This window comes from Acidovorax sp. FG48, from assembly GCF_057809085.1.
In genome coordinates, this window is record NZ_JBMDJH010000006.1 from 111134 (window position 1) to 128451 (window position 17318).

Genomic DNA, 17318 nt, shown 5'->3' on the forward strand with positions numbered 1-17318 from the left:
GTTGATGCAGGGCAGGGGCTCAAGCCATCCGGTCTTCCGCCCGTCGCCGAGGCAACTGGCGCTTGACGGACGGGCGCTGCAGGCGCTGTTTGGGGTCCACCCCCTCGGGCAGGCTGGTGGCGCGCTGCAGTTGCAGGTGGGCCACCAGGCCGCCGGTGCTGGAGTTGGCCAGTGCAAAGATGCCTCCCATGCGCTGCACCGTCTTGTCCACAATCGACAGCCCCAGGCCCGCGCCCGCCGCCGCCGTGCGTGCCGAGTCACCCCGGAAGAACGGCTTGGTGAGGTTGGACAGTTGCTCGGGCGGCACGCCCGGGCCATGGTCGCGCAGCTTGATCAGCACCCAGTTTTCGCGGCTCTTGGCGGCGATGTCCACGTTGGTGATGCCCGTGTCCTCGTTCTTGCCGTAGCGCCGGGCGTTTTCCAGCAGGTTGGAGATCACACGAGCCAGTTCCACCTCATCGGCCAGCACGTTCAGGTCTTCCGGCACCGCCATGGTGATCTGCAGCTCGCGGTGGTCCTGCACGGCATACACACACGATGACACCACCGCATGCAGGTTCACGGGCGTGAGCGTCACGTGGTCGGGCCGTGCGTAGTCCAAGAACTTGTCGATGGTGGCGTCGAGCTGCACGATATCGGCGACCATGTGCTCACGGGCCACTTCGTCGGTCACGCTCATTTCCGTCTCCAGCCGCAGGCGCGCCAGGGGCGTGCGCAGGTCGTGCGAAATGCCTGCCAGCATCACGGCGCGGTCCTGTTCCAGCTTGGCCAGCTTTTGGGCCATGCGGTTGAAGCCGATGTTCACCTCGCGGATTTCGCTGGTCACCACTTCTTCGTCCAGGTGGCTGGCAGCAAAGTCACCGTCTTTGACCCGGTTGGCCGCGTACGACAGCTGCTTGAGCGGGCGGTTGATGAGCCGTGCAATCGCAGCGGCACCGGCCAGCGACAGCGCGGCGGCCGTGATCAGCCAGATCAGCCAGGTGCGCCCGCCTGCCGGGCTGAAGCGCGAGCGGTCCATCAGCAGCCAGTTGGGGTCGCCGTTGATGTTGAAGCCGACCCACAGGCCGTTTTCGCCGTTCACGCTTTGCGCGACGATGGTGTCGGGGCCCAGGCGCATGGTTAGCTCGTCGGTTAGGCGGTTGCCCAAGGCGGTGGGGTCGAGCAGCGCGTACTTGTCCGTGGGCTCGCGCGGCAGGATGCGCACCCCCTCCTGGTCGGCCATGGTCTTGATGAGCGACACGCGCGCGATGGCGTCGGAGTGCACCAGCGCCGCGCGGCTCAGGTTGACCAGCGATGCAATCTGCTGCGCGGTCTGCAGCGTGCGCGGTTCAAACTCCAGCGCGCGCAGGGTCTGCAACCACGCCAGGATGCTGCCCACCAGCAGCAGGGCCAGCAGAAAAAACGTGCGCCAGAAAAGGTTCAGACCGACGCGCGCACGCTGTTCCCGCGCCCGCCGAATGGCCTCCAGCGGGGCAGGGCTGGTGGCGTCGGAGGGGGCGGTGACATGCTTGCGGGACGAAGATCTCGGCTTGCCCTCAGTGTTGGCCATGAACTATCAGCTCGTTCCGTCCGGTACGAACACGTAGCCCACGCCCCAGACGGTCTGGATGTAGCGGGGCGCTGCGGCGTCTACTTCCACCAGCTTGCGCAGACGCGATACCTGCACGTCCAGGCTGCGGTCAAAGGGCTCGAACTCGCGGCCGCGGGCCAGCAGTGCCAGCTTTTCGCGCGACAGGGGCTGGCGCGGGTGGCGCACCAGGGCTTTGAGCATGGCGAATTCGCCGGTGGTCAGTGGCAGCTCTTCGCCGTTGCGCTGCAGGGCGCGGGTGCCCAGGTCGAAGGTGAAGGGGCCAAAGGTAACGACTTCGTTGTCGCCCGAGGGGGCGCCCGGGGCTTCCTGCGCAGGGCGGCGGCGCAGCACGGCGTGGATGCGGGCGAGCAGTTCGCGGGGGTTGAAGGGCTTGCCCAGGTAATCGTCGGCGCCCACTTCCAGGCCCACGATGCGGTCCACGTCCTCGCCCTTGGCGGTGAGCATGATGATGGGGGTGCGGTCGTTGGCGGCGCGCAGGCGGCGGCAGATCGACAGACCGTCTTCGCCGGGCATCATCAGGTCCAGCACGATGATGTCCACCGTTTCGCGCAGCAGCAGGCGGTTGAGGGCCTTGCCGTCTTCGGCAACCATGACTTCAAAACCCTCTTGGGTGAGGTAGCGACGCAGCAGGTCGCGGATGCGCGCGTCGTCGTCCACTACCAGAACTTTGTCGGTGCGATTGGGTGTTGTGGCCATGTTGATCTCAAGTCCAATTTGTAACAGAGCCAATTCTGACCAGTTGGAACGCCGAAGTTCGGGTTTGAAGGCCAGGTTTGACCAACTGTTACAAGTTTTGCCCAGCTTCGCACCTCGTGCGACATGGCTTTGTCAAGGGCGTCGCGCACAGCGGTTAAGGTGGTGTCCCGCACTCCTGGCAGCCAGGACGTGCACCGATGACAAGGACCGCGTGATGATGAAAAACACTACCAAATTGATAGCTGCCAGTGCATTGATTGCTTGCGCTAGCGCCGCTTTTGCCCAAAATACACCCACCCCAGAGCTGCGCAATGTTGTGCAGTTGTCGGCCACAGGCACGGTGGAGGTGCAGCAGGATCTGCTGGTGCTCAACCTCGCTACCAGCAAGGAGGCCGCCGATGCGGCCACCGTGCAGACCCAGCTCAAGCAGGCGCTGGACGCGGCTCTGACGGAGGCCAAGCGCAATGCGCAGCCCGGCCAGCTGGATGTGCGCACTGGCCCGTTCGGGTTGTACCCGCGCTACGGCAAGGACGGCAAGATCAACGGCTGGCAGGGACGTGCCGAACTGGTGCTGGAGGGGCGTGACTTTGCACGCATCACGGCCACTGCCGGCAAGATCCAGACCCTTGCGATCAGCCAGGTCGCGTTTGGCCTGTCGCGCGAAGCCCGCGCCAAGGTGGAATCCGAGGCCCAGACCCAGGCCATCGAGCAGTTCAAGGCCCGGGCCGCCGAGCTGGCCAAGGGCTTTGGATTTGCCAACTACAGCCTGCGCGAAGTGGCCGTGAACAGCAATGAAATGTCGCCCGGCCCCCGGCCCCGCATGATGGCCGCCGAGGCCAAGGTGGCGTCGTTCTCGGACTCTGCTGTGCCGGTGGAAGCGGGCAAGGCCCAGGTCACGGTGAACGTGTCGGGCTCAGTGCAGATGCGCTGAGGGCACCCGGGCCGCTGATTTGCCCTGTTTGAGGTGAAAATGGCTGTAAGCGCTCGTGTAATAAGCGCTGGCAGCTATCAAAAATAGAGCTAAATGCTCTGTGCAGGCTCCGCGCAGGCTTACTGCGCAGCCCAGCCACCGTCCATGTTCCACGCCACGCCACGCACGTTGTTGGCGGCGGGGGAGCAGAAGAAGACGGCCAGTTCGCCCAGCTCTTCGGGTGTGGTGAACTGCATGGAAGGCTCCTTCTCGCCCAGCAGCAGCTTCTTGGCCTCTTCGTTCGAGATGCCATGTTCAACAGCCTTCGCATCTACCTGCTTTTGCACCAGCGGCGTCAGCACCCAGCCGGGGCAGATGGCATTGCAGGTCACGCCCGTGGTGGCGTTTTCCAGCGCGGTGACCTTGGTCAGGCCGACGATGCCGTGCTTGGCGGCCACGTAAGCAGACTTCTGAGCCGAGCCCACCAGGCCGTGCACCGACGCCACATTGATGATGCGGCCCCAGTTGGCGCTCTTCATTGCGGGCAAGGCCAAGCGCGAGGTGTGGAAGGCACTGGTCAGGTTGATGGCGATGATGGAGTCCCAGCGCTCAACGGGGAAGTTCTCCACATTGGCCACATGCTGGATGCCTGCGTTGTTGACCAGGATGTCCACGCGGCCGAACTGGCTGGCGCTGTACTTCATCATGTCTTCGATGTCAGCCACACGGCTCATGTCGGCGCCGTGATACGCCACCTGGGCACCCGCGGCCTCACCGGCGGCCAGCACTTCGGCACGCGGGCCATCCACATCGCCAAAGCCGTTGAGCACGATGTTGGCACCCTGGCGCGCCAGGGCCTTGGCGATGCCAAGACCAATGCCGCTGGTGGAGCCGGTGACGAGGGCAGTTTTGCCTTTCAGCATGGGAGTCTCTCCGAATGAATTACGATGCAACGCAAGAAAAAGTCGGTACCCAAGGGCAAGCAATGGGTGCCAACGACCACGGCATTATCGAGCGCTGCCCCCGGATTTCACACCCATGATTGAACCTACGCTGAACTACGTACTGTGCCCAGGCCCCGCGGCCGCGCCGGAGACTCCAGACCGCGCACCCGCTCCCGCACAGCAGCACCGCATGGCGTACTGGGAGTGGAATGCCACCGGCAACCCGGCGCACCCGCACGTCATCGCCTGCGTGCATGGCCTGTCGCGCCAGGGGCGGGATTTTGATGCGCTGGCCCGGGTGCTCAGCCAGCATGCACGGGTGGTCTGCCCCGACGTGGTGGGCCGGGGCCGCAGCGACTGGCTGGCCGACCCCATGGGCTACCAGATTCCCCAATACGCGGCGGACATGCTGGCATTGCTGGCGCAGTTGCACCAGCAAGCCCCCATTACCACTCTGGACTGGGTGGGCACGAGCATGGGTGGGCTCATCGGTATGGGCATCACCGGCCAGCCGGGCCTGCCTTTGCCGGTGCCCGTGCGCCGGTTGGTGCTGAACGATGTGGGGCCCGTCATCCAGTGGCAGGCGCTGCAGCGCATCGGGCAGTATCTGGGGCAGCCCGCGCGGTTTGCATCGTTGCAGCAGGCGGCCGACGCGATGTGGGCCATCTCCACCAGCTTTGGCCCCCACACGCCGGCCCAGTGGCTGGAGCTGTCGCGTGCCATGGTGCGTGAGCTGCCGCAGTCCGCCGGAGGCGGCTTGGCGCTGCACTATGACCCGGCGATTGCCGTGCCTTTCAAAACGCTGACGCAGGAGGTTGCAGTGGCGGGCGAGGCGGCGCTGTGGCAGCTGTATGACCACATCACGGCCCGGACGTTGCTGTTGCGCGGTGCGCAGTCCGACCTGCTGTCGCGCGAGACGGCGCAGGCCATGGCGCAGCGCGGGCCCCATGCCCGTGTGGTGGAGTTTGAAGGCGTGGGTCACGCGCCCACGCTGGTGGCTGCTGACCAAGTCGCCGCAGTCGCGGATTTCCTGCTGGCGGCAGAAGGTGCTGTGGCCGGATGAAAACCAACCCTCCTGCACCAGCGTCTCTCACCCCCCAGACCGACGCTGTCCCTCAGCTCATCGCAGCCACGGCGCACACCCTGCCGGAGCAGGTGAACGCACTGGCGCGTGCGCGCGCGTTTGCCGAACCGCTGATGGCGGGCGAAACGCTCGACTCCGGCGAGAACACGCTGGCCCACGCCGATGCGGTGGCCGCCATCCTCAAGGGCATTGGCGGCTCTGAAGCCATGCAGGCGGCCAGCTATCTGGTGCATGCCTGCATCCACCTGAACAAGCCCGAAGAAGTGATCGCCAAGGCGTTTGGCGCCAACTTTGCCGCGCTGGCCGTGGAGACCACCAAGCTGATGCGCGTGCAGCAGCAGGCCCGCGCGGCCGCGCCGCTGGACGACCCGGCCGTGCAGACAGAGAACGTGCGCAAGATGCTGCTGGCCTTCTCGCGCGACCTGCGTGTGGTGATGCTGCGCCTGGCCTCGCGCTTGCAAACGCTGCGCTTCCACGCGGCCAGCAAGCGCCCCGTGTCGCCCAGCCTGGCGCGCGAGTCGCTGCAGGTGTTTGCGCCGCTGGCCAACCGCCTGGGCATCTGGCAGGTGAAGTGGGAGCTGGAAGACTTGTCCTTCCGCTTTCTGGAGCCCGACACCTACAAGGAGGTGGCCCGCCTGCTCGACGAAAAGCGCGGCGAGCGCGAGGTCTACATGGAGCAGCTGCGCGCGCGGCTCGAATCCGATTTGCGCGCCCGCAGCATCAGCGCCACCGTCGCGGGCCGGCCCAAGCACATCTACAGCATCGTCAAGAAGATGCGCGGCAAGTCGCTCAACTTCGACCAGGTGTTCGACATCCGCGCGCTGCGCGTGGTGGTGCCCACAGTGAAGGACTGCTACGCCGCTCTGAGCTGGGTGCACGAGCAGTTCAAGCCCATCGTGGAGGAGTTTGACGACTACATCGCCAAGCCCAAACCGAACGGCTACCAGTCGCTGCACACCATCGTGCGGGACGACAACGGCAAGCCCATCGAGATCCAGATCCGCACCCAGGCCATGCACGAACACGCTGAGCATGGTGTGGCGGCGCACTGGGCCTACAAGGAGGCAGGCGCCAAAGGCTATGCGGGCGTGTCTGCGACGGGCGAGTACGACGCCAAGATCGCCGTGCTGCGCCAGTTGCTGGCATGGGAACGGGACCTAGCCGGCGCGTTGCCCAACCGGGGCCTGTTCGAGGACCGCATCTACGTGCTGACGCCCGATGCGGCCGTGGTGGAGCTGCCTCAGGGCGCCACCCCGGTGGACTTTGCCTACTCGGTGCACACCAGCCTGGGCCACCGTTGCCGGGGGGCCAAGGTCGATGGCGTGATGGTGCCGCTCAACACGCCGCTGCAGAACGGGCAGACGGTGGAAATCTCCACCGTCAAGGAAGGGCGCCCCTCGCGCGACTGGCTCAATGCCGAGCTGGGCTATCTCACCAGCAACCGCGCCAAGGCCAAGGTGCGCGCCTGGTTCAACGCCCAGGCCACGCACGAGACCATCGCCCGGGGCCGCGAGGCGGTCGAGAAGCTGCTGCAGCGCGAGGGCAAAACTGCCGTCAAGCTCGACGACTTGGCGGTGCAGCTGGGCTTCAAGTCGGCCGATGCGCTGTTTGAAGTGGTGGGCAAGGACGAGTTTTCGCTGCGCAACATCGAAACGGTGCTGCGCCCGCCCGAGCCCGTGCTGCAGCCCGACGACTACCTGCTGCTCAAGAAAACCCGCACCAACGATTCGGCCCCCAAGGGCGGTGTGCTGGTGGTGGGCATCGACTCGTTGATGACGCAACTGGCCAAGTGCTGCAAGCCGGCACCGCCCGACACCATCCGTGGCTTTGTCACGCGCGGCAAGGGGGTCAGCGTGCACCGTGCCGACTGCAGCAACTTTCGCGAGATGGCGGCACGCAATGCCGAACGCGTGATCGATGTGGAATGGGGAGCGCCCAAGCCTTCAGCATCGACCGCTGTCTACCCGGTGGACGTGGCGGTGGAAGCCGCCGACCGCCAGGGCCTGTTGCGCGATATCTCGGAAGTGTTTGCGCGCGAAAAAACCAATGTGATCGGCGTGCAGACCCAGTCCGTCAAAGGCACGGCCTGGATGACCTTCACGGTGGAAGTGTCGGACTCGGGCCGTCTGAACAAGGTGCTGGGCATTGTGGCGGGCGTGCAGGGCGTCCGCTCTGCCCGCCGCCGTTGAAGTAAGGCGCGCGCGGGCTTGCCTGTGAGCCCGTTCCCCGCGCATTGTGTGATTTGTAGCGCGTCGAGCCCGAAAGGCTGTTTTTATGGCTATAATTGTGGTCTTGATAACGACAGGCGCGTAGCTCAGCTGGTTAGAGCACCACCTTGACATGGTGGGGGTCGTTGGTTCGAGTCCAATCGCGCCTACCAAGTTTTTTCTGAAAGAGACCAGCTTTCAGTCTGACAAAAACTTGGCACAGCACCGCAGCCGGTGTTCACGCAGCAAGCCACCGCAAGGTGGCTTTTTCGTTTCTGCTTCTAGCTTCTTGCGCCCTGGGCTTTTGTTGGGGCACGGAGCGCAAAAGGCTGCACGTCATACGGCGCCTCGCGCATCAGTCGCCCACGCGACACATTGGTGCCCGACATCATCAGGGTATTCCTTTGCCGTTGCCGCGCAGCAGTCTCCCTAGAATGTGCTGCACTGCAATACATGGGTTTTGAGCCCGAGGAGTTCGTTGTGTCCGAACCGAAAAGCGCTGCGTCCAAATCGACCCAGCGTGTCATCAAAAAGTACCCCAACCGCCGTCTGTACGACACAGACACCTCCACCTACATCACGCTGGCCGAGGTGCGCCAGCTGGTGATGGACCACCAGAACGTGGTGGTGCGCGACGCCAAGACGGGCGAAGACCTCACGCGCAGCATCCTGCTGCAGATCATTCTGGAAGAGGAGGCGGGCGGCGCCCCGATGTTCACCGAGGCGGTTCTGGCCAACATCATCCGCTTTTACGGCCATGCCATGCAGGGGTTCATGGGCGCGTATCTGGAGAAGAACGTCCAGGCCTTCACCGACGTGCAGGCCAAGCTAGCTGAGCAGTCGCAAAGCGTGACGCCCGAGATGTGGTCGCAATTCATGAGCCTGCAGTCGCCCATGCTCAAAGGCATGATGGGCAACTACGTCGAGCAATCGCAGACCATGCTGGCCCAGATGCAGGAGCAGATGCAAAAGCAGACGGAGCAGATGCTGGGAGCATTTGGCATCAAGCGCTGACCCTCTGAGCCGCCGACCCGCAGGGGCAATCTTTCCGGGGTCGCCGCCGCGATTTGACGGGTGTCCGGCCCACGCTCCTACGGTGGTCAGCAGGGAACTGAATGGGTCACCTTACCGGCCTTGCGCGGGAACTGGGACAATACGGGGATATGAGCGAAGCAATTGCCCCCACCAAAACACCCAAAGTCGGATTCGTCAGCCTGGGCTGCCCCAAGGCTTTGACTGATTCCGAACTGATCCTCACGCAATTGAGCGCCGAGGGTTACGAAACTTCCAAGACTTTCCAGGGCGCGGACCTGGTCATCGTCAACACCTGCGGTTTCATTGACGATGCCGTGAAAGAAAGCCTGGACACCATTGGCGAAGCCCTGGCCGAGAACGGCAAGGTCATCGTGACGGGCTGCCTGGGCGCGCGCGCTGGCGAGGATGGCGGCAACATGGTGCGGCAGATGCACCCCAGTGTGCTGGCCGTGACGGGCCCGCATGCGACGCAAGAAGTGATGGACGCCGTCCACCTGAACCTGCCCAAGCCGCACGATCCGTTCGTGGACCTGGTGCCCGGCGGCTTTGGTGTGGCGGGCATCAAGCTCACACCCAAGCACTACGCCTACCTCAAAATCAGCGAGGGCTGCAACCACCGCTGCACCTTCTGCATCATCCCGTCGATGCGAGGCGACTTGGTATCGCGCCCGGTTGGCGACGTGCTCAGCGAGGGCAAGGCCTTGTTCGAGGGCGGCGTGAAGGAGCTGCTGGTCATCAGCCAGGACACCTCGGCCTACGGCGTGGACGTGAAGTACCGCACGGGCTTCTGGGAGGGCAAGCCCGTCAAGACCCGCATGCTGGAGCTGGTGCAGACGCTGGGCGAGATTGCCGAACCCTATGGCGCCTGGGTGCGCCTGCATTATGTGTACCCCTATCCCAGCGTGGACGAAGTGATCCCGCTCATGGCCACGGGCAAGGTGCTGCCGTACCTGGACGTGCCTTTCCAGCACAGCCACCCCGATGTGCTCAAGCGCATGAAGCGGCCCGCCAGCGGCGAACGCAACTTGGAGCGCATCTTGCGCTGGCGCGAGGCCTGCCCCGAGCTGGTCATCCGCAGCACCTTCATTGCAGGCTTTCCGGGTGAGACTGAGGAAGAGTTCCAGCACCTGCTCGACTTTGTGCGTGAGGCGCAGATCGACCGTGCCGGCTGCTTTGCCTACAGCGACGTGAACGGCGCCGCTGCCAATGAGCTGCCGGGCATGCTGCCCATGGAAGTGCGCGAAGAGCGCCGCGCCCGCTTCATGGCGGTGGCCGAGGAAGTCTCGATTGCCAAGCTGCAGCGCCGCGTGGGCGCGACCATGCAGGTGCTTGTGGACCATGCGCCTGCTATGGGCAAGAAGGGCGGCCGGGGCCGCAGCTATGCCGATGCGCCCGAGATCGATGGCGTGGTGCACCTGCTGCCGCCCGAAAAGATCAGCAAGCAGCTCAAGGTGGGCGAGTTCACCAAGGTGCGCGTCGTGGGCACGCAAGGGCACGACTTGGTCGCCGTGCCGGTGTGACGGTGCTGCAGGGGCTGAATGCTACTTTTTTGATAGCTTAAGGCGCTTGAACGTCAGGCGCCAGACCCCAAAAATCACCCATAAAAAAGGCTTCCTGAAGGAAGCCTTTTTTGTGGCTGGGGCAGAAGGAGCCTCAGACGCGCTTGCGGTATTCGCCGGTACGCGTGTCGATTTCGATCTTGTCGCCCTGGTTCACGAACAGGGGCACGGCCACTTCGAAGCCGGTAGCGATCTTGGCGGGCTTGAGCACCTTGCCGGACGTGTCGCCCTTGACGGCAGGTTCCGTCCAGGTGATTTCACGTTCGATGCTGGTGGGCAGTTCCACGGAGATGGCCTTGCCGTCGTAGAACACCACTTCCAGCGCCATGCCGTCTTCCAGGTAGTTCAGCGAGTCGCCCATGTTTTCGGCTTCCACTTCGTACTGGTTGTACTCGGTGTCCATGCACACGTACATGGGGTCGGCGAAGTAGGAGTAGGTGCACTCCTTCTTGTCCAAGATCACGTTGTCGATCTTGTCGTCGGCCTTGAACACGACTTCGGTGCCGAAGTTGCCGATCAGGCTCTTGAGCTTCATGCGCACGGTGGCTGCACCGCGGCCGCCGCGGGCGTATTCGGTCTTCAGGACCACCATGGGGTCCTTGCCGTGCATGATGACGTTGCCGGCGCGGATTTCTTGAGCGATTTTCATAGCAAGTTGCTTGGGTTGGGGCCGCTCAACGCGCGGGCTGGCAAACCGCCTGGTTTGCGCGCCGGTGCATGTTCTGCGGCGAAAGTGCGCAGGGCGTGGGCACTGACATGCCGCGCCTGATTTGCGCAAAGCCTCGGATTTTACCGTTTTTCGGCGACAAAGCCCAAAAGTTGCGCTACAAGGTTGTCCTGCGTCAGCAGGCGCGCACGGGCTGCGCGGGTGCAGGCGGCCCACTCGGCCAGGGTGTCGTCATCGGGCCATTGCAGGGGCGCAGCGTCCAGCCCGTTCCAGGTGGCATGGAATCGCCGCAGCGACTCTGGTGCCTGCAGCCAGTCCAGAAACGCCCAGAGCTTGTCGTGGTGGGCGTTGTCGTGCTGCGGATAGATGTGCCACACAAAGGCCTGGCCCGCCCACAGCGCGCGCACCAGGGAGTCCTCGCCCCGCACTGCGTTGAAGTCGCAGGCCCACAGCATCTCGTCAAACTCTGGCTGAGGCCGGTGGGGCAGGTAAGACAAGGAAAGTTGCCCCCGCTTTTCATGTTGGCGTGGTGCCGTTGCGCTGTTCACGGGTTCGGCCAAGGCAGCCCGCACTGCGGCGGCCGGGCGGCCGGGCGTGACCAATAGCTGGGTGGGCCGCTGCGCGCATTGCTGCAGCAGGTCGGCCAGCGCGGGAGGCTCGTAACAGAACAGCGACACCCAGCGCGTGCCCGGCGCTTCGTCCCCCGCCCCGAACAGAGCCCGGTGCTCTGCACGCCAGGCGCTGCGGTCAAACGCCTCGCGCTGCTCCATCAGATGGTGCTCGCGCAGCAGGCCGCCGGTGCCGGCGGTAAAGCCGGGATAGAAAAACCAGCGCGTCCACCCCGACGCCGGGCCCGACAGGATGGGCGAAGGCAGGCGGTGGGTGCGCTCCACGTAAGCCTCGGCAGACAAGTATTCCAGGTTGATCCAGACCGGTTTGGGACGTTTTTGCCTAGAAGCGCTAGTAGAACTTGCGCTATATGCTATGAATTCAGGAGCGATATCGCAGCCGAACGCCTCCACCATCACATCGGGGGGGGGCTCGTGCGGGCCCGGCGGCGGCGCGCCCCATGGGCGTACTTCCACGCCAGGGCTTCCTGCAGGGGCCATCCATTCCAGCGCCGAGGCATCGTCCACCCACAGGCGCACGCGGTGCCCCAGGCCCGCCAACTGCGCCACCAGGCGCCAGCACACGCCAATGTCGCCAAAGTTGTCGATCACGCGGCAGAACACGTCCCATTGCAGGGCAGGGAGAGGGCGGGGCGTGGTCATGGGGCGGAATTCGGTGGTTGCGCGCGCAGGTGGTCCACCAGCAGCCGCGCCACGCTGGAGAGGGATTCTTCCGAGCGCACGCACAGCACCAGCTGCCGGTGCGCCCAGGGCTCGCTCAGCGTGACCACGCGGATGGGCTGCGAGCCCTTGTACAGCGCGGCGCTGCCACGCGGCATCACACCCACGCCCAGGCCGGCGGCCACCATCAGGCACAGCGCGTCATAGCTGGTGACCTGCATGCGCAGGCGCAGCGGCAAGCCGGCTTCCGAGGCCGCGCGGGTCAGCTGGTTGTTGATGGCGCTGCCCGGGTGCGCGCCCACAAAGTCGTAGGGCAGGGCGTCGGCCAGGCGGGCCGACTTGCGGCGGGTCAGCGCATGGCCCGTGGGCACCACCAGCACCAGCTCGTCGGTGCGGTAGGGCAGCTGCACTACGCGGTCGCCGTATTGGCCCTGGTTGAGGATGCCCACGTCAGCCGCGTTCTCGGCCACGGACTGGGCGATGGCCGTGCTGATTTGCTCCTGCAGCCGCACGTCCACCTGCGGGTGTAGCGCCATGAAGCTCTGCAGCTGCGCGGGCAAAAACTGGGTAATGGCCGAGATGTTGGCCACCACCCGCACATGGCCGCGCACGCCCGCTCCGTAGTCGCGCATCTGGCTGGCAATGCCGTCCAGGTCGTTGAGCACACCACGCGCCAGATTCAGCAGCGCATAAGCGGCAGCCGTGGGCTCGGTGCCCTTGTTGCTGCGGGTGAACAGCGCCACACGCAGCGCGTCTTCCAGGTCGGCCAGGCGGCGGCTCACAGCCGATGCGGCGATGTGCTCGCGCGCAGCAGCGGCGGCGATGGTGCTTTCTTCCATCACGGCCACAAACAGGCGCAGGGAGACGGGGTCGAGTTTCATGGGGGCCTGATGGTAACAAGCGCAGCCGCTGCCATGCCGGTTTGCGATGGCATCTTGTTGCTTGAGCGATTTACGGCCCCGCGCGCCCTGCGCATCATTCGCCCCGAGCCGCCCCAGCGTGGGGCTGGCCTCAGGAGACAACCCCACCCATGGATTCCATTGCTTCCCCCGCCGCACTGCAAGGCGTGCGTGTTATCGAAATGGGCCAGCTCATTGCCGGGCCGTTCTGCGGCAAGACGCTGGGCGAGTTTGGCGCCGACGTGATCAAGATCGAAGCGCCCGAGACTGGCGACCCGCTGCGCAACTGGCGTTTGATCAAGGAAGGCACCTCCGTCTGGTGGCAGGTGCAGTCGCGCAATAAGCGTTCGGTGGCGCTGGATCTGCGCCAGAAGGAAGGCCAGGACATCGCCCGCCAACTGATTGCCGAGGCCGATGTGCTGGTCGAGAACTTCCGCCCCGGCACGCTGGAGGGCTGGGGCATGTCGCCCGAGGAGTTGCACCAACTCAACCCCGGCCTGGTGATGCTGCGCATCTCCGGCTACGGCCAGACCGGGCCGTACCGCGACCTGCCAGGCTTTGGCGCGATTGGTGAAGCCATGGGCGGCCTGCGCCACCTGACGGGTGAGCCCGGCCGCGTGCCGGTGCGGGTGGGGGTGTCCATTGGCGACACGCTGGCAGCGCTGCACGGCACCATCGGCGTGCTCACGGCGCTGTACCACCGCAAGGTCAACGGTGGCCAAGGCCAAGTGATTGACGTGGCGCTGCACGAGGCGGTGTTCAACGTGATGGAAAGCCTGATCCCCGAATACAGCGCCTTTGGTGTGGTGCGCGAGGCGGCGGGCAGTGCGCTGCCAGGCATTGCCCCCAGCAACGCCTACCCCTGCACCGACGGCTGGGTGCTGGTGGCGGGCAATGGCGACAGCATTTTCAAGCGCCTGATGGACGCGATTGGCAGACCTGACCTGGGCGCCGCGCCGGACCTGGCGAACAACACCGGCCGCGTGGCACGTGTGGAAGAGATCGACGCGGCGATTGGCGCCTGGAGCGCGCAGCGCACTGTGCAGCAGCTGCTGGACGCGCTGGGCGCTGCGCGCGTGCCCGCTGGCAAGGTCTACACCGCCAAGGACATTGCCGAAGACCCCCACTACCGCGCCCGCGATATGTTGTTGACCCAGCAGACGCGCGACGGCTACAGCGTGGAGGTGCCGGGTATCGTGCCCAAGCTCTCGGCGACGCCGGGCACCATCCGCAGCAGCGCGCCGCACCTGGGCGATGACACCGATACGGTGCTGGCAGAAATGGGGCTCAATGCCGAGCAGATTGCGTTGCTGCGCAGCAAAGGAGTGGTGCAATGAACGCGCCCAGCACCGTTTGGCAAGGCGCAGGCCGCCGCATCCACATGCAGGAAGTGGGGCTGCGCGATGGCCTGCAGATGGAGAAGACCTTCGTTCCCACCGAAGACAAGATCGCGCTGTGCAATGCGCTGTCGGCCGCAGGCCTGTCCAAGATCGAGGTGACATCGTTCACATCGCCCACCGCCATCCCCGCGCTGCGCGACGCCGAAGTCGTGATGCGCGAGATCACGCGCCGCCCGGGCACGGTCTACACCGCGCTGGTGCCCAACCTGCGCGGGGCAGAGCGCGCCATCGAGTCGCGCACGGACGAACTGAATCTGGTCATGTCCGTCAGCGCCACCCACAACCTCGCCAACCTGCGCATGACGCAGGAACAGTCGTTCGCGGCGCTGGCGCAGGTGGTGGCCCTGGCGCAGGGCGCCAACGTGGCGGTGAATGTGTCGCTGTCATGTGTGTTCGGCTGCCCCATGGAAGGCGATGTGGCCCAGGCCAATGTGTTTGGCTGGGTGCAGCGTTTTGTGGACCTGGGCGTGCGCGGCATCACGCTGTGCGACACCACCGGCATGGCCTACCCCACGCAGGTGCACCAGCTCACGGCGGCAGCCCGCGCGCGCTGGCCGGGGGTGGAGTTCACCCTGCATTTCCACAACACGCGCGGCATGGGGCTGGCCAATGTGCTGGCGGCCATCGACGCGGGTGCTGACCGGTTTGATGCGTCCTTGGGCGGCCTGGGCGGTTGCCCCTACGCGCCGGGCGCCAGCGGCAATGTGTGCAGCGAAGAGATCGTGCATGCGCTGGCGCTGATGGGTTATGAAACGGGCTTGGACCTGGCCCGACTGGTGGCCGCCGCGCAGCAGTTGCCTGCGCTCATCGGCCACGACATTCCGAGCCAGATCGCCAAGGCGGGCCCCCGGTTGACGCTGCACCCGGTGCCTGCCGATTTCGATGCCATCCGCGAAAGAGCGCTGTCCCGCTGAACGCAGGCACGCCTGCATTCCCCATCACCACAGGAGACAAAAACCATGAGCTTCCCCGCCCCACTGTCCCGCCGCCTCTTCACGGCTGCCGTGTTGTGCTCTGCCGCCTTCGCGGCGGGCGCGCAGGACAAGTACCCCTCCAAGCCCATCACCGTGGTCGTGCCCCAGGCCGCAGGCGGTGCCAACGACGCCATTGCGCGCGTGGTGGCGCAAAAGCTGGGTGAGCAACTGGGCCAGAGCGTGATCGTGGAGAACCGCCCTGGTGCGGGCGGCACGCTGGCCACGGGCGCCACGGCCCGGGCGCGCAACGACGGCTACACGCTGCTGCTCACGGCCGATAGCGCCCATGTGATCGGCCCTGCGCTGTACAAGAACCCCGGCTTCGATCCCGTGAAGGACTTTGCCCCCGTGGCACCCGTGGCGACAGCGGGCTATGTGCTGGTGGCGCACCCTTCGTTCCCCGCCAACACCGTGGCCGAGATGGTGGCCTTGGCCAAGGCCAACCCCGGCAAGTATTCGATTGCCTCGGCGGGCAACGGCACGCTGAACCATCTGATTGGCGAAATGCTGCAAAAGGCCGCAGGCATCCAGTTGCAGCACATCCCCTACAAGGGCTCCGCCGCTGCCGCCACCGACGTGGTGGGCGGGCAGGTGCCGCTGTCGGTGCAAAGCCTGCCGTCGGCCATCGCGTTCATCAAGGCGGGCAAGCTCAAGGTGTTGGGCGTGGTCAATGAAAAGCGCGTGGCGGCGCTGCCCGACGCTCCCACCATTGGCGAGACGATCAAGGGCTTTGGCCAGGCGCCCTGGTATGCGCTGTTTGCCCCGGCCGGCACACCCGCGCCCATCGTCGCGCAACTGCAGGCCGAGGTGGCCCGCGCGCTGGAGCACAAGGATGTGGTCGAGAAACTGGCCACCGTGGGTTGTGAGCCCTTCAAGGGCACGGCGGCGCAACTGGCGGCGCTGGTGCAGTCCGACCTGCCCAAGTGGAGCCGCGTGGTCAAGGAAACGGGCGCCACGGTCGATTGACCGCGCTTCTTTCTTTGCACCCAACGGTTCCTCGCTTTTCAGATTTTTGACAACAACGACAACGGAGACATCGCTTTCATGACAACCACCCGCAAGCAGTTCACCACCCTGGCCCTCGCCGCGCTGGCCACGGGCTTTATCGGCCACGCAGCGGCGCAGGGCGCCTACCCCTCCAAGAACGTGACCCTGGTGGTGCCCACCGCCGCAGGCGGCACCACCGACCTGTCGGCCCGCATGCTGGCGCAGGCCCTGGCGCCGGTGCTGGGCCAGTCGGTCATCGCAGACAACAAGGGCGGGGGCAACGGCAACATTGCGGCCAGCGCCGTCAAGCGGGCTGAGGCCGATGGGTACACGCTGCTCATGCAGTACTCGGGCTACCACGTCATCTCGCCCCACATCACCAAGCAAAAGCAGTGGGAGCAGAGCGACTTCCAGCCCGTGGCCAACGTCATCTCCGCCCCGCAGATCATTGTGGTGCGGGCCGACCTGCCAGTGAAGACGCTGCCCGAGCTGATCGCCTACGCCAAGGCCAACCCCGGCAAGCTCAACTACGCCTCGTCGGGCAACGGCTCGCTGCAGCACGTCACGGGTGCGATGCTGGAGCAGCAGGGCGGCATCAAGATGGTCCACGTGCCCTACAAAGGCACGGGCCCCGCGCTGCAGGACCTGCTGGGCGGCCAGGTAGACCTGACCTTTGGCACTGCACCGCCGTTCATGCCCCACATCGCCAGCGGCAAGCTGCGCGTGCTGGCCGTGACGGGCAAGCAGCGCCTGCCCAGCCTGCCCGATGTGCCCACCACGGCCGAGGCGGGCTACCCCAAGGTCGATGCCACCTCGTGGTTTGCGGTGTTTGCCCCGGCCGCCGTGCCCAAGGCCGTGGTGGACAAGCTCACGGCCGATATCCGCACCGTGGTGCAGAACCCAGCCTTCCAGCAAAAGGCGCAAGAGCAGGGCGCCACGGCCGACTACCAGACCCCGACGCAGCTGGGCGACAAGGTGAAGGCCGATCTGGCCAACTGGGCACAGGTGGTGAAGACCTCGAAGATCGAGGCGGAGTGACCGAGGGGCAGCGTTTTTGATCAAAATGGCTGCAAGCG

At 65.3% G+C, this 17318-nt stretch carries 15 protein-coding genes and 1 tRNA gene; 10 read left to right on the forward strand and 6 right to left on the reverse strand.

Features of this window, described 5'->3' with window-relative positions; genetic code table 11:
• Positions 1-19 precede the first annotated feature (19 nt).
• On the reverse strand, positions 20-1549 hold the full coding sequence (locus ACODSU_RS10955) for a sensor histidine kinase (protein ID WP_295944438.1): 1530 nt from the start codon (positions 1547-1549) through the stop codon (positions 20-22).
• A 6-nt stretch (positions 1550-1555) separates the two neighbouring features.
• Positions 1556-2287, reverse strand: coding sequence for an osmolarity response regulator transcription factor OmpR (gene ompR, locus ACODSU_RS10960; RefSeq protein WP_015014739.1), 732 nt, complete (start codon positions 2285-2287; stop codon positions 1556-1558).
• A gap of 217 nt (positions 2288-2504) precedes the next feature.
• Here ompR and ACODSU_RS10965 point away from each other — a divergent pair, with 217 nt between their 5' ends.
• Entirely contained in the window at positions 2505-3218 is a 714-nt protein-coding gene (locus tag ACODSU_RS10965) for an SIMPL domain-containing protein (RefSeq protein WP_488842442.1), read from the forward strand.
• Between the two features lie 119 nt (positions 3219-3337).
• Here the strand turns inward: ACODSU_RS10965 and ACODSU_RS10970 are convergent, their stop codons facing one another.
• The gene (locus tag ACODSU_RS10970) at positions 3338-4120 is read right to left on the reverse strand and encodes a 3-hydroxybutyrate dehydrogenase (protein WP_488842312.1); all 783 of its coding nucleotides are present in this window, start codon (positions 4118-4120) and stop codon (positions 3338-3340) included.
• Between the two features lie 115 nt (positions 4121-4235).
• Between ACODSU_RS10970 and ACODSU_RS10975 the strand changes: the two genes are divergently transcribed.
• The 5 genes from ACODSU_RS10975 (at position 4236) to rimO (ending at position 9987) form a co-directional block, all read left to right on the forward strand.
• Positions 4236-5204 (forward strand): alpha/beta fold hydrolase, encoded by a 969-nt coding sequence (locus ACODSU_RS10975; RefSeq protein WP_488842314.1) that lies wholly within the window; start codon positions 4236-4238, stop codon positions 5202-5204.
• Positions 5201-7414, forward strand: a complete 2214-nt coding sequence (locus ACODSU_RS10980; protein ID WP_015014735.1) for a RelA/SpoT family protein — start codon at positions 5201-5203, stop codon at positions 7412-7414. Before ACODSU_RS10975 ends, ACODSU_RS10980 begins: the two co-directional genes overlap by 4 nt.
• 114 nt (positions 7415-7528) lie before the next feature.
• Positions 7529-7605 (forward strand) — tRNA-Val (locus ACODSU_RS10985).
• Positions 7606-7885: 280 nt separating this feature from the next.
• Positions 7886-8446 carry a polyhydroxyalkanoate synthesis repressor PhaR gene (phaR, locus tag ACODSU_RS10990; RefSeq protein WP_015014734.1) on the forward strand — a complete coding sequence of 187 codons (561 nt, stop codon included), beginning with the start codon at positions 7886-7888 and terminating at the stop codon, positions 8444-8446.
• Between the two features lie 149 nt (positions 8447-8595).
• The gene (gene rimO / locus ACODSU_RS10995; RefSeq protein ID WP_488842317.1) at positions 8596-9987 is read left to right on the forward strand and encodes a 30S ribosomal protein S12 methylthiotransferase RimO; all 1392 of its coding nucleotides are present in this window, start codon (positions 8596-8598) and stop codon (positions 9985-9987) included.
• Between the two features lie 133 nt (positions 9988-10120).
• Here rimO and efp read toward each other — a convergent pair whose 3' ends face one another.
• From efp to ACODSU_RS11010, 3 genes are all read right to left on the reverse strand, one after another.
• Complete coding sequence (gene efp / locus ACODSU_RS11000; RefSeq protein ID WP_015014732.1) at positions 10121-10675, reverse strand: elongation factor P; 555 nt, start codon at positions 10673-10675, stop codon at positions 10121-10123.
• 140 nt (positions 10676-10815) lie between these two features.
• Positions 10816-11964 carry an elongation factor P maturation arginine rhamnosyltransferase EarP gene (gene earP, locus ACODSU_RS11005; RefSeq protein ID WP_488842319.1) on the reverse strand — a complete coding sequence of 383 codons (1149 nt, stop codon included), beginning with the start codon at positions 11962-11964 and terminating at the stop codon, positions 10816-10818.
• Complete coding sequence (locus ACODSU_RS11010; RefSeq protein ID WP_488842321.1) at positions 11961-12863, reverse strand: LysR family transcriptional regulator; 903 nt, start codon at positions 12861-12863, stop codon at positions 11961-11963. Before ACODSU_RS11010 ends, earP begins: the two co-directional genes overlap by 4 nt.
• 149 nt (positions 12864-13012) lie before the next feature.
• Here ACODSU_RS11010 and ACODSU_RS11015 point away from each other — a divergent pair, with 149 nt between their 5' ends.
• The 4 genes from ACODSU_RS11015 (at position 13013) to ACODSU_RS11030 (ending at position 17280) form a co-directional block, all read left to right on the forward strand.
• On the forward strand, positions 13013-14218 hold the full coding sequence (locus tag ACODSU_RS11015; RefSeq protein ID WP_488842324.1) for a CaiB/BaiF CoA transferase family protein: 1206 nt from the start codon (positions 13013-13015) through the stop codon (positions 14216-14218).
• The gene (locus ACODSU_RS11020; protein WP_488842326.1) at positions 14215-15195 is read left to right on the forward strand and encodes a hydroxymethylglutaryl-CoA lyase; all 981 of its coding nucleotides are present in this window, start codon (positions 14215-14217) and stop codon (positions 15193-15195) included. The genes ACODSU_RS11015 and ACODSU_RS11020 overlap by 4 nt, the downstream gene beginning before the upstream one ends.
• Positions 15196-15240: 45 nt before the next feature.
• The gene (locus tag ACODSU_RS11025) at positions 15241-16221 is read left to right on the forward strand and encodes a Bug family tripartite tricarboxylate transporter substrate binding protein (protein WP_422847119.1); all 981 of its coding nucleotides are present in this window, start codon (positions 15241-15243) and stop codon (positions 16219-16221) included.
• Positions 16222-16299: 78 nt separating this feature from the next.
• Positions 16300-17280: a Bug family tripartite tricarboxylate transporter substrate binding protein gene (locus ACODSU_RS11030; RefSeq protein WP_488842328.1), complete on the forward strand. Its 981-nt coding sequence runs from the start codon at positions 16300-16302 to the stop codon at positions 17278-17280.
• The last annotated feature ends 38 nt before the right edge of the window (positions 17281-17318 follow it).

Coding starts and splice junctions, on each gene's coding strand:
- ACODSU_RS10955 (WP_295944438.1), bottom strand. CDS start 1,549: ATGGCCAACACTGAGGGCAAGCCGAGATCTTCGTCCCGCAAGCATGTC.
- ompR (WP_015014739.1), bottom strand. CDS start 2,287: ATGGCCACAACACCCAATCGCACCGACAAAGTTCTGGTAGTGGACGAC.
- ACODSU_RS10965 (WP_488842442.1), top strand. CDS start 2,505: ATGAAAAACACTACCAAATTGATAGCTGCCAGTGCATTGATTGCTTGC.
- ACODSU_RS10970 (WP_488842312.1), bottom strand. CDS start 4,120: ATGCTGAAAGGCAAAACTGCCCTCGTCACCGGCTCCACCAGCGGCATT.
- ACODSU_RS10975 (WP_488842314.1), top strand. CDS start 4,236: ATGATTGAACCTACGCTGAACTACGTACTGTGCCCAGGCCCCGCGGCC.
- ACODSU_RS10980 (WP_015014735.1), top strand. CDS start 5,201: ATGAAAACCAACCCTCCTGCACCAGCGTCTCTCACCCCCCAGACCGAC.
- phaR (WP_015014734.1), top strand. CDS start 7,886: ATGGGTTTTGAGCCCGAGGAGTTCGTTGTGTCCGAACCGAAAAGCGCT.
- rimO (WP_488842317.1), top strand. CDS start 8,596: ATGAGCGAAGCAATTGCCCCCACCAAAACACCCAAAGTCGGATTCGTC.
- efp (WP_015014732.1), bottom strand. CDS start 10,675: ATGAAAATCGCTCAAGAAATCCGCGCCGGCAACGTCATCATGCACGGC.
- earP (WP_488842319.1), bottom strand. CDS start 11,964: ATGACCACGCCCCGCCCTCTCCCTGCCCTGCAATGGGACGTGTTCTGC.
- ACODSU_RS11010 (WP_488842321.1), bottom strand. CDS start 12,863: ATGAAACTCGACCCCGTCTCCCTGCGCCTGTTTGTGGCCGTGATGGAA.
- ACODSU_RS11015 (WP_488842324.1), top strand. CDS start 13,013: ATGGATTCCATTGCTTCCCCCGCCGCACTGCAAGGCGTGCGTGTTATC.
- ACODSU_RS11020 (WP_488842326.1), top strand. CDS start 14,215: ATGAACGCGCCCAGCACCGTTTGGCAAGGCGCAGGCCGCCGCATCCAC.
- ACODSU_RS11025 (WP_422847119.1), top strand. CDS start 15,241: ATGAGCTTCCCCGCCCCACTGTCCCGCCGCCTCTTCACGGCTGCCGTG.
- ACODSU_RS11030 (WP_488842328.1), top strand. CDS start 16,300: ATGACAACCACCCGCAAGCAGTTCACCACCCTGGCCCTCGCCGCGCTG.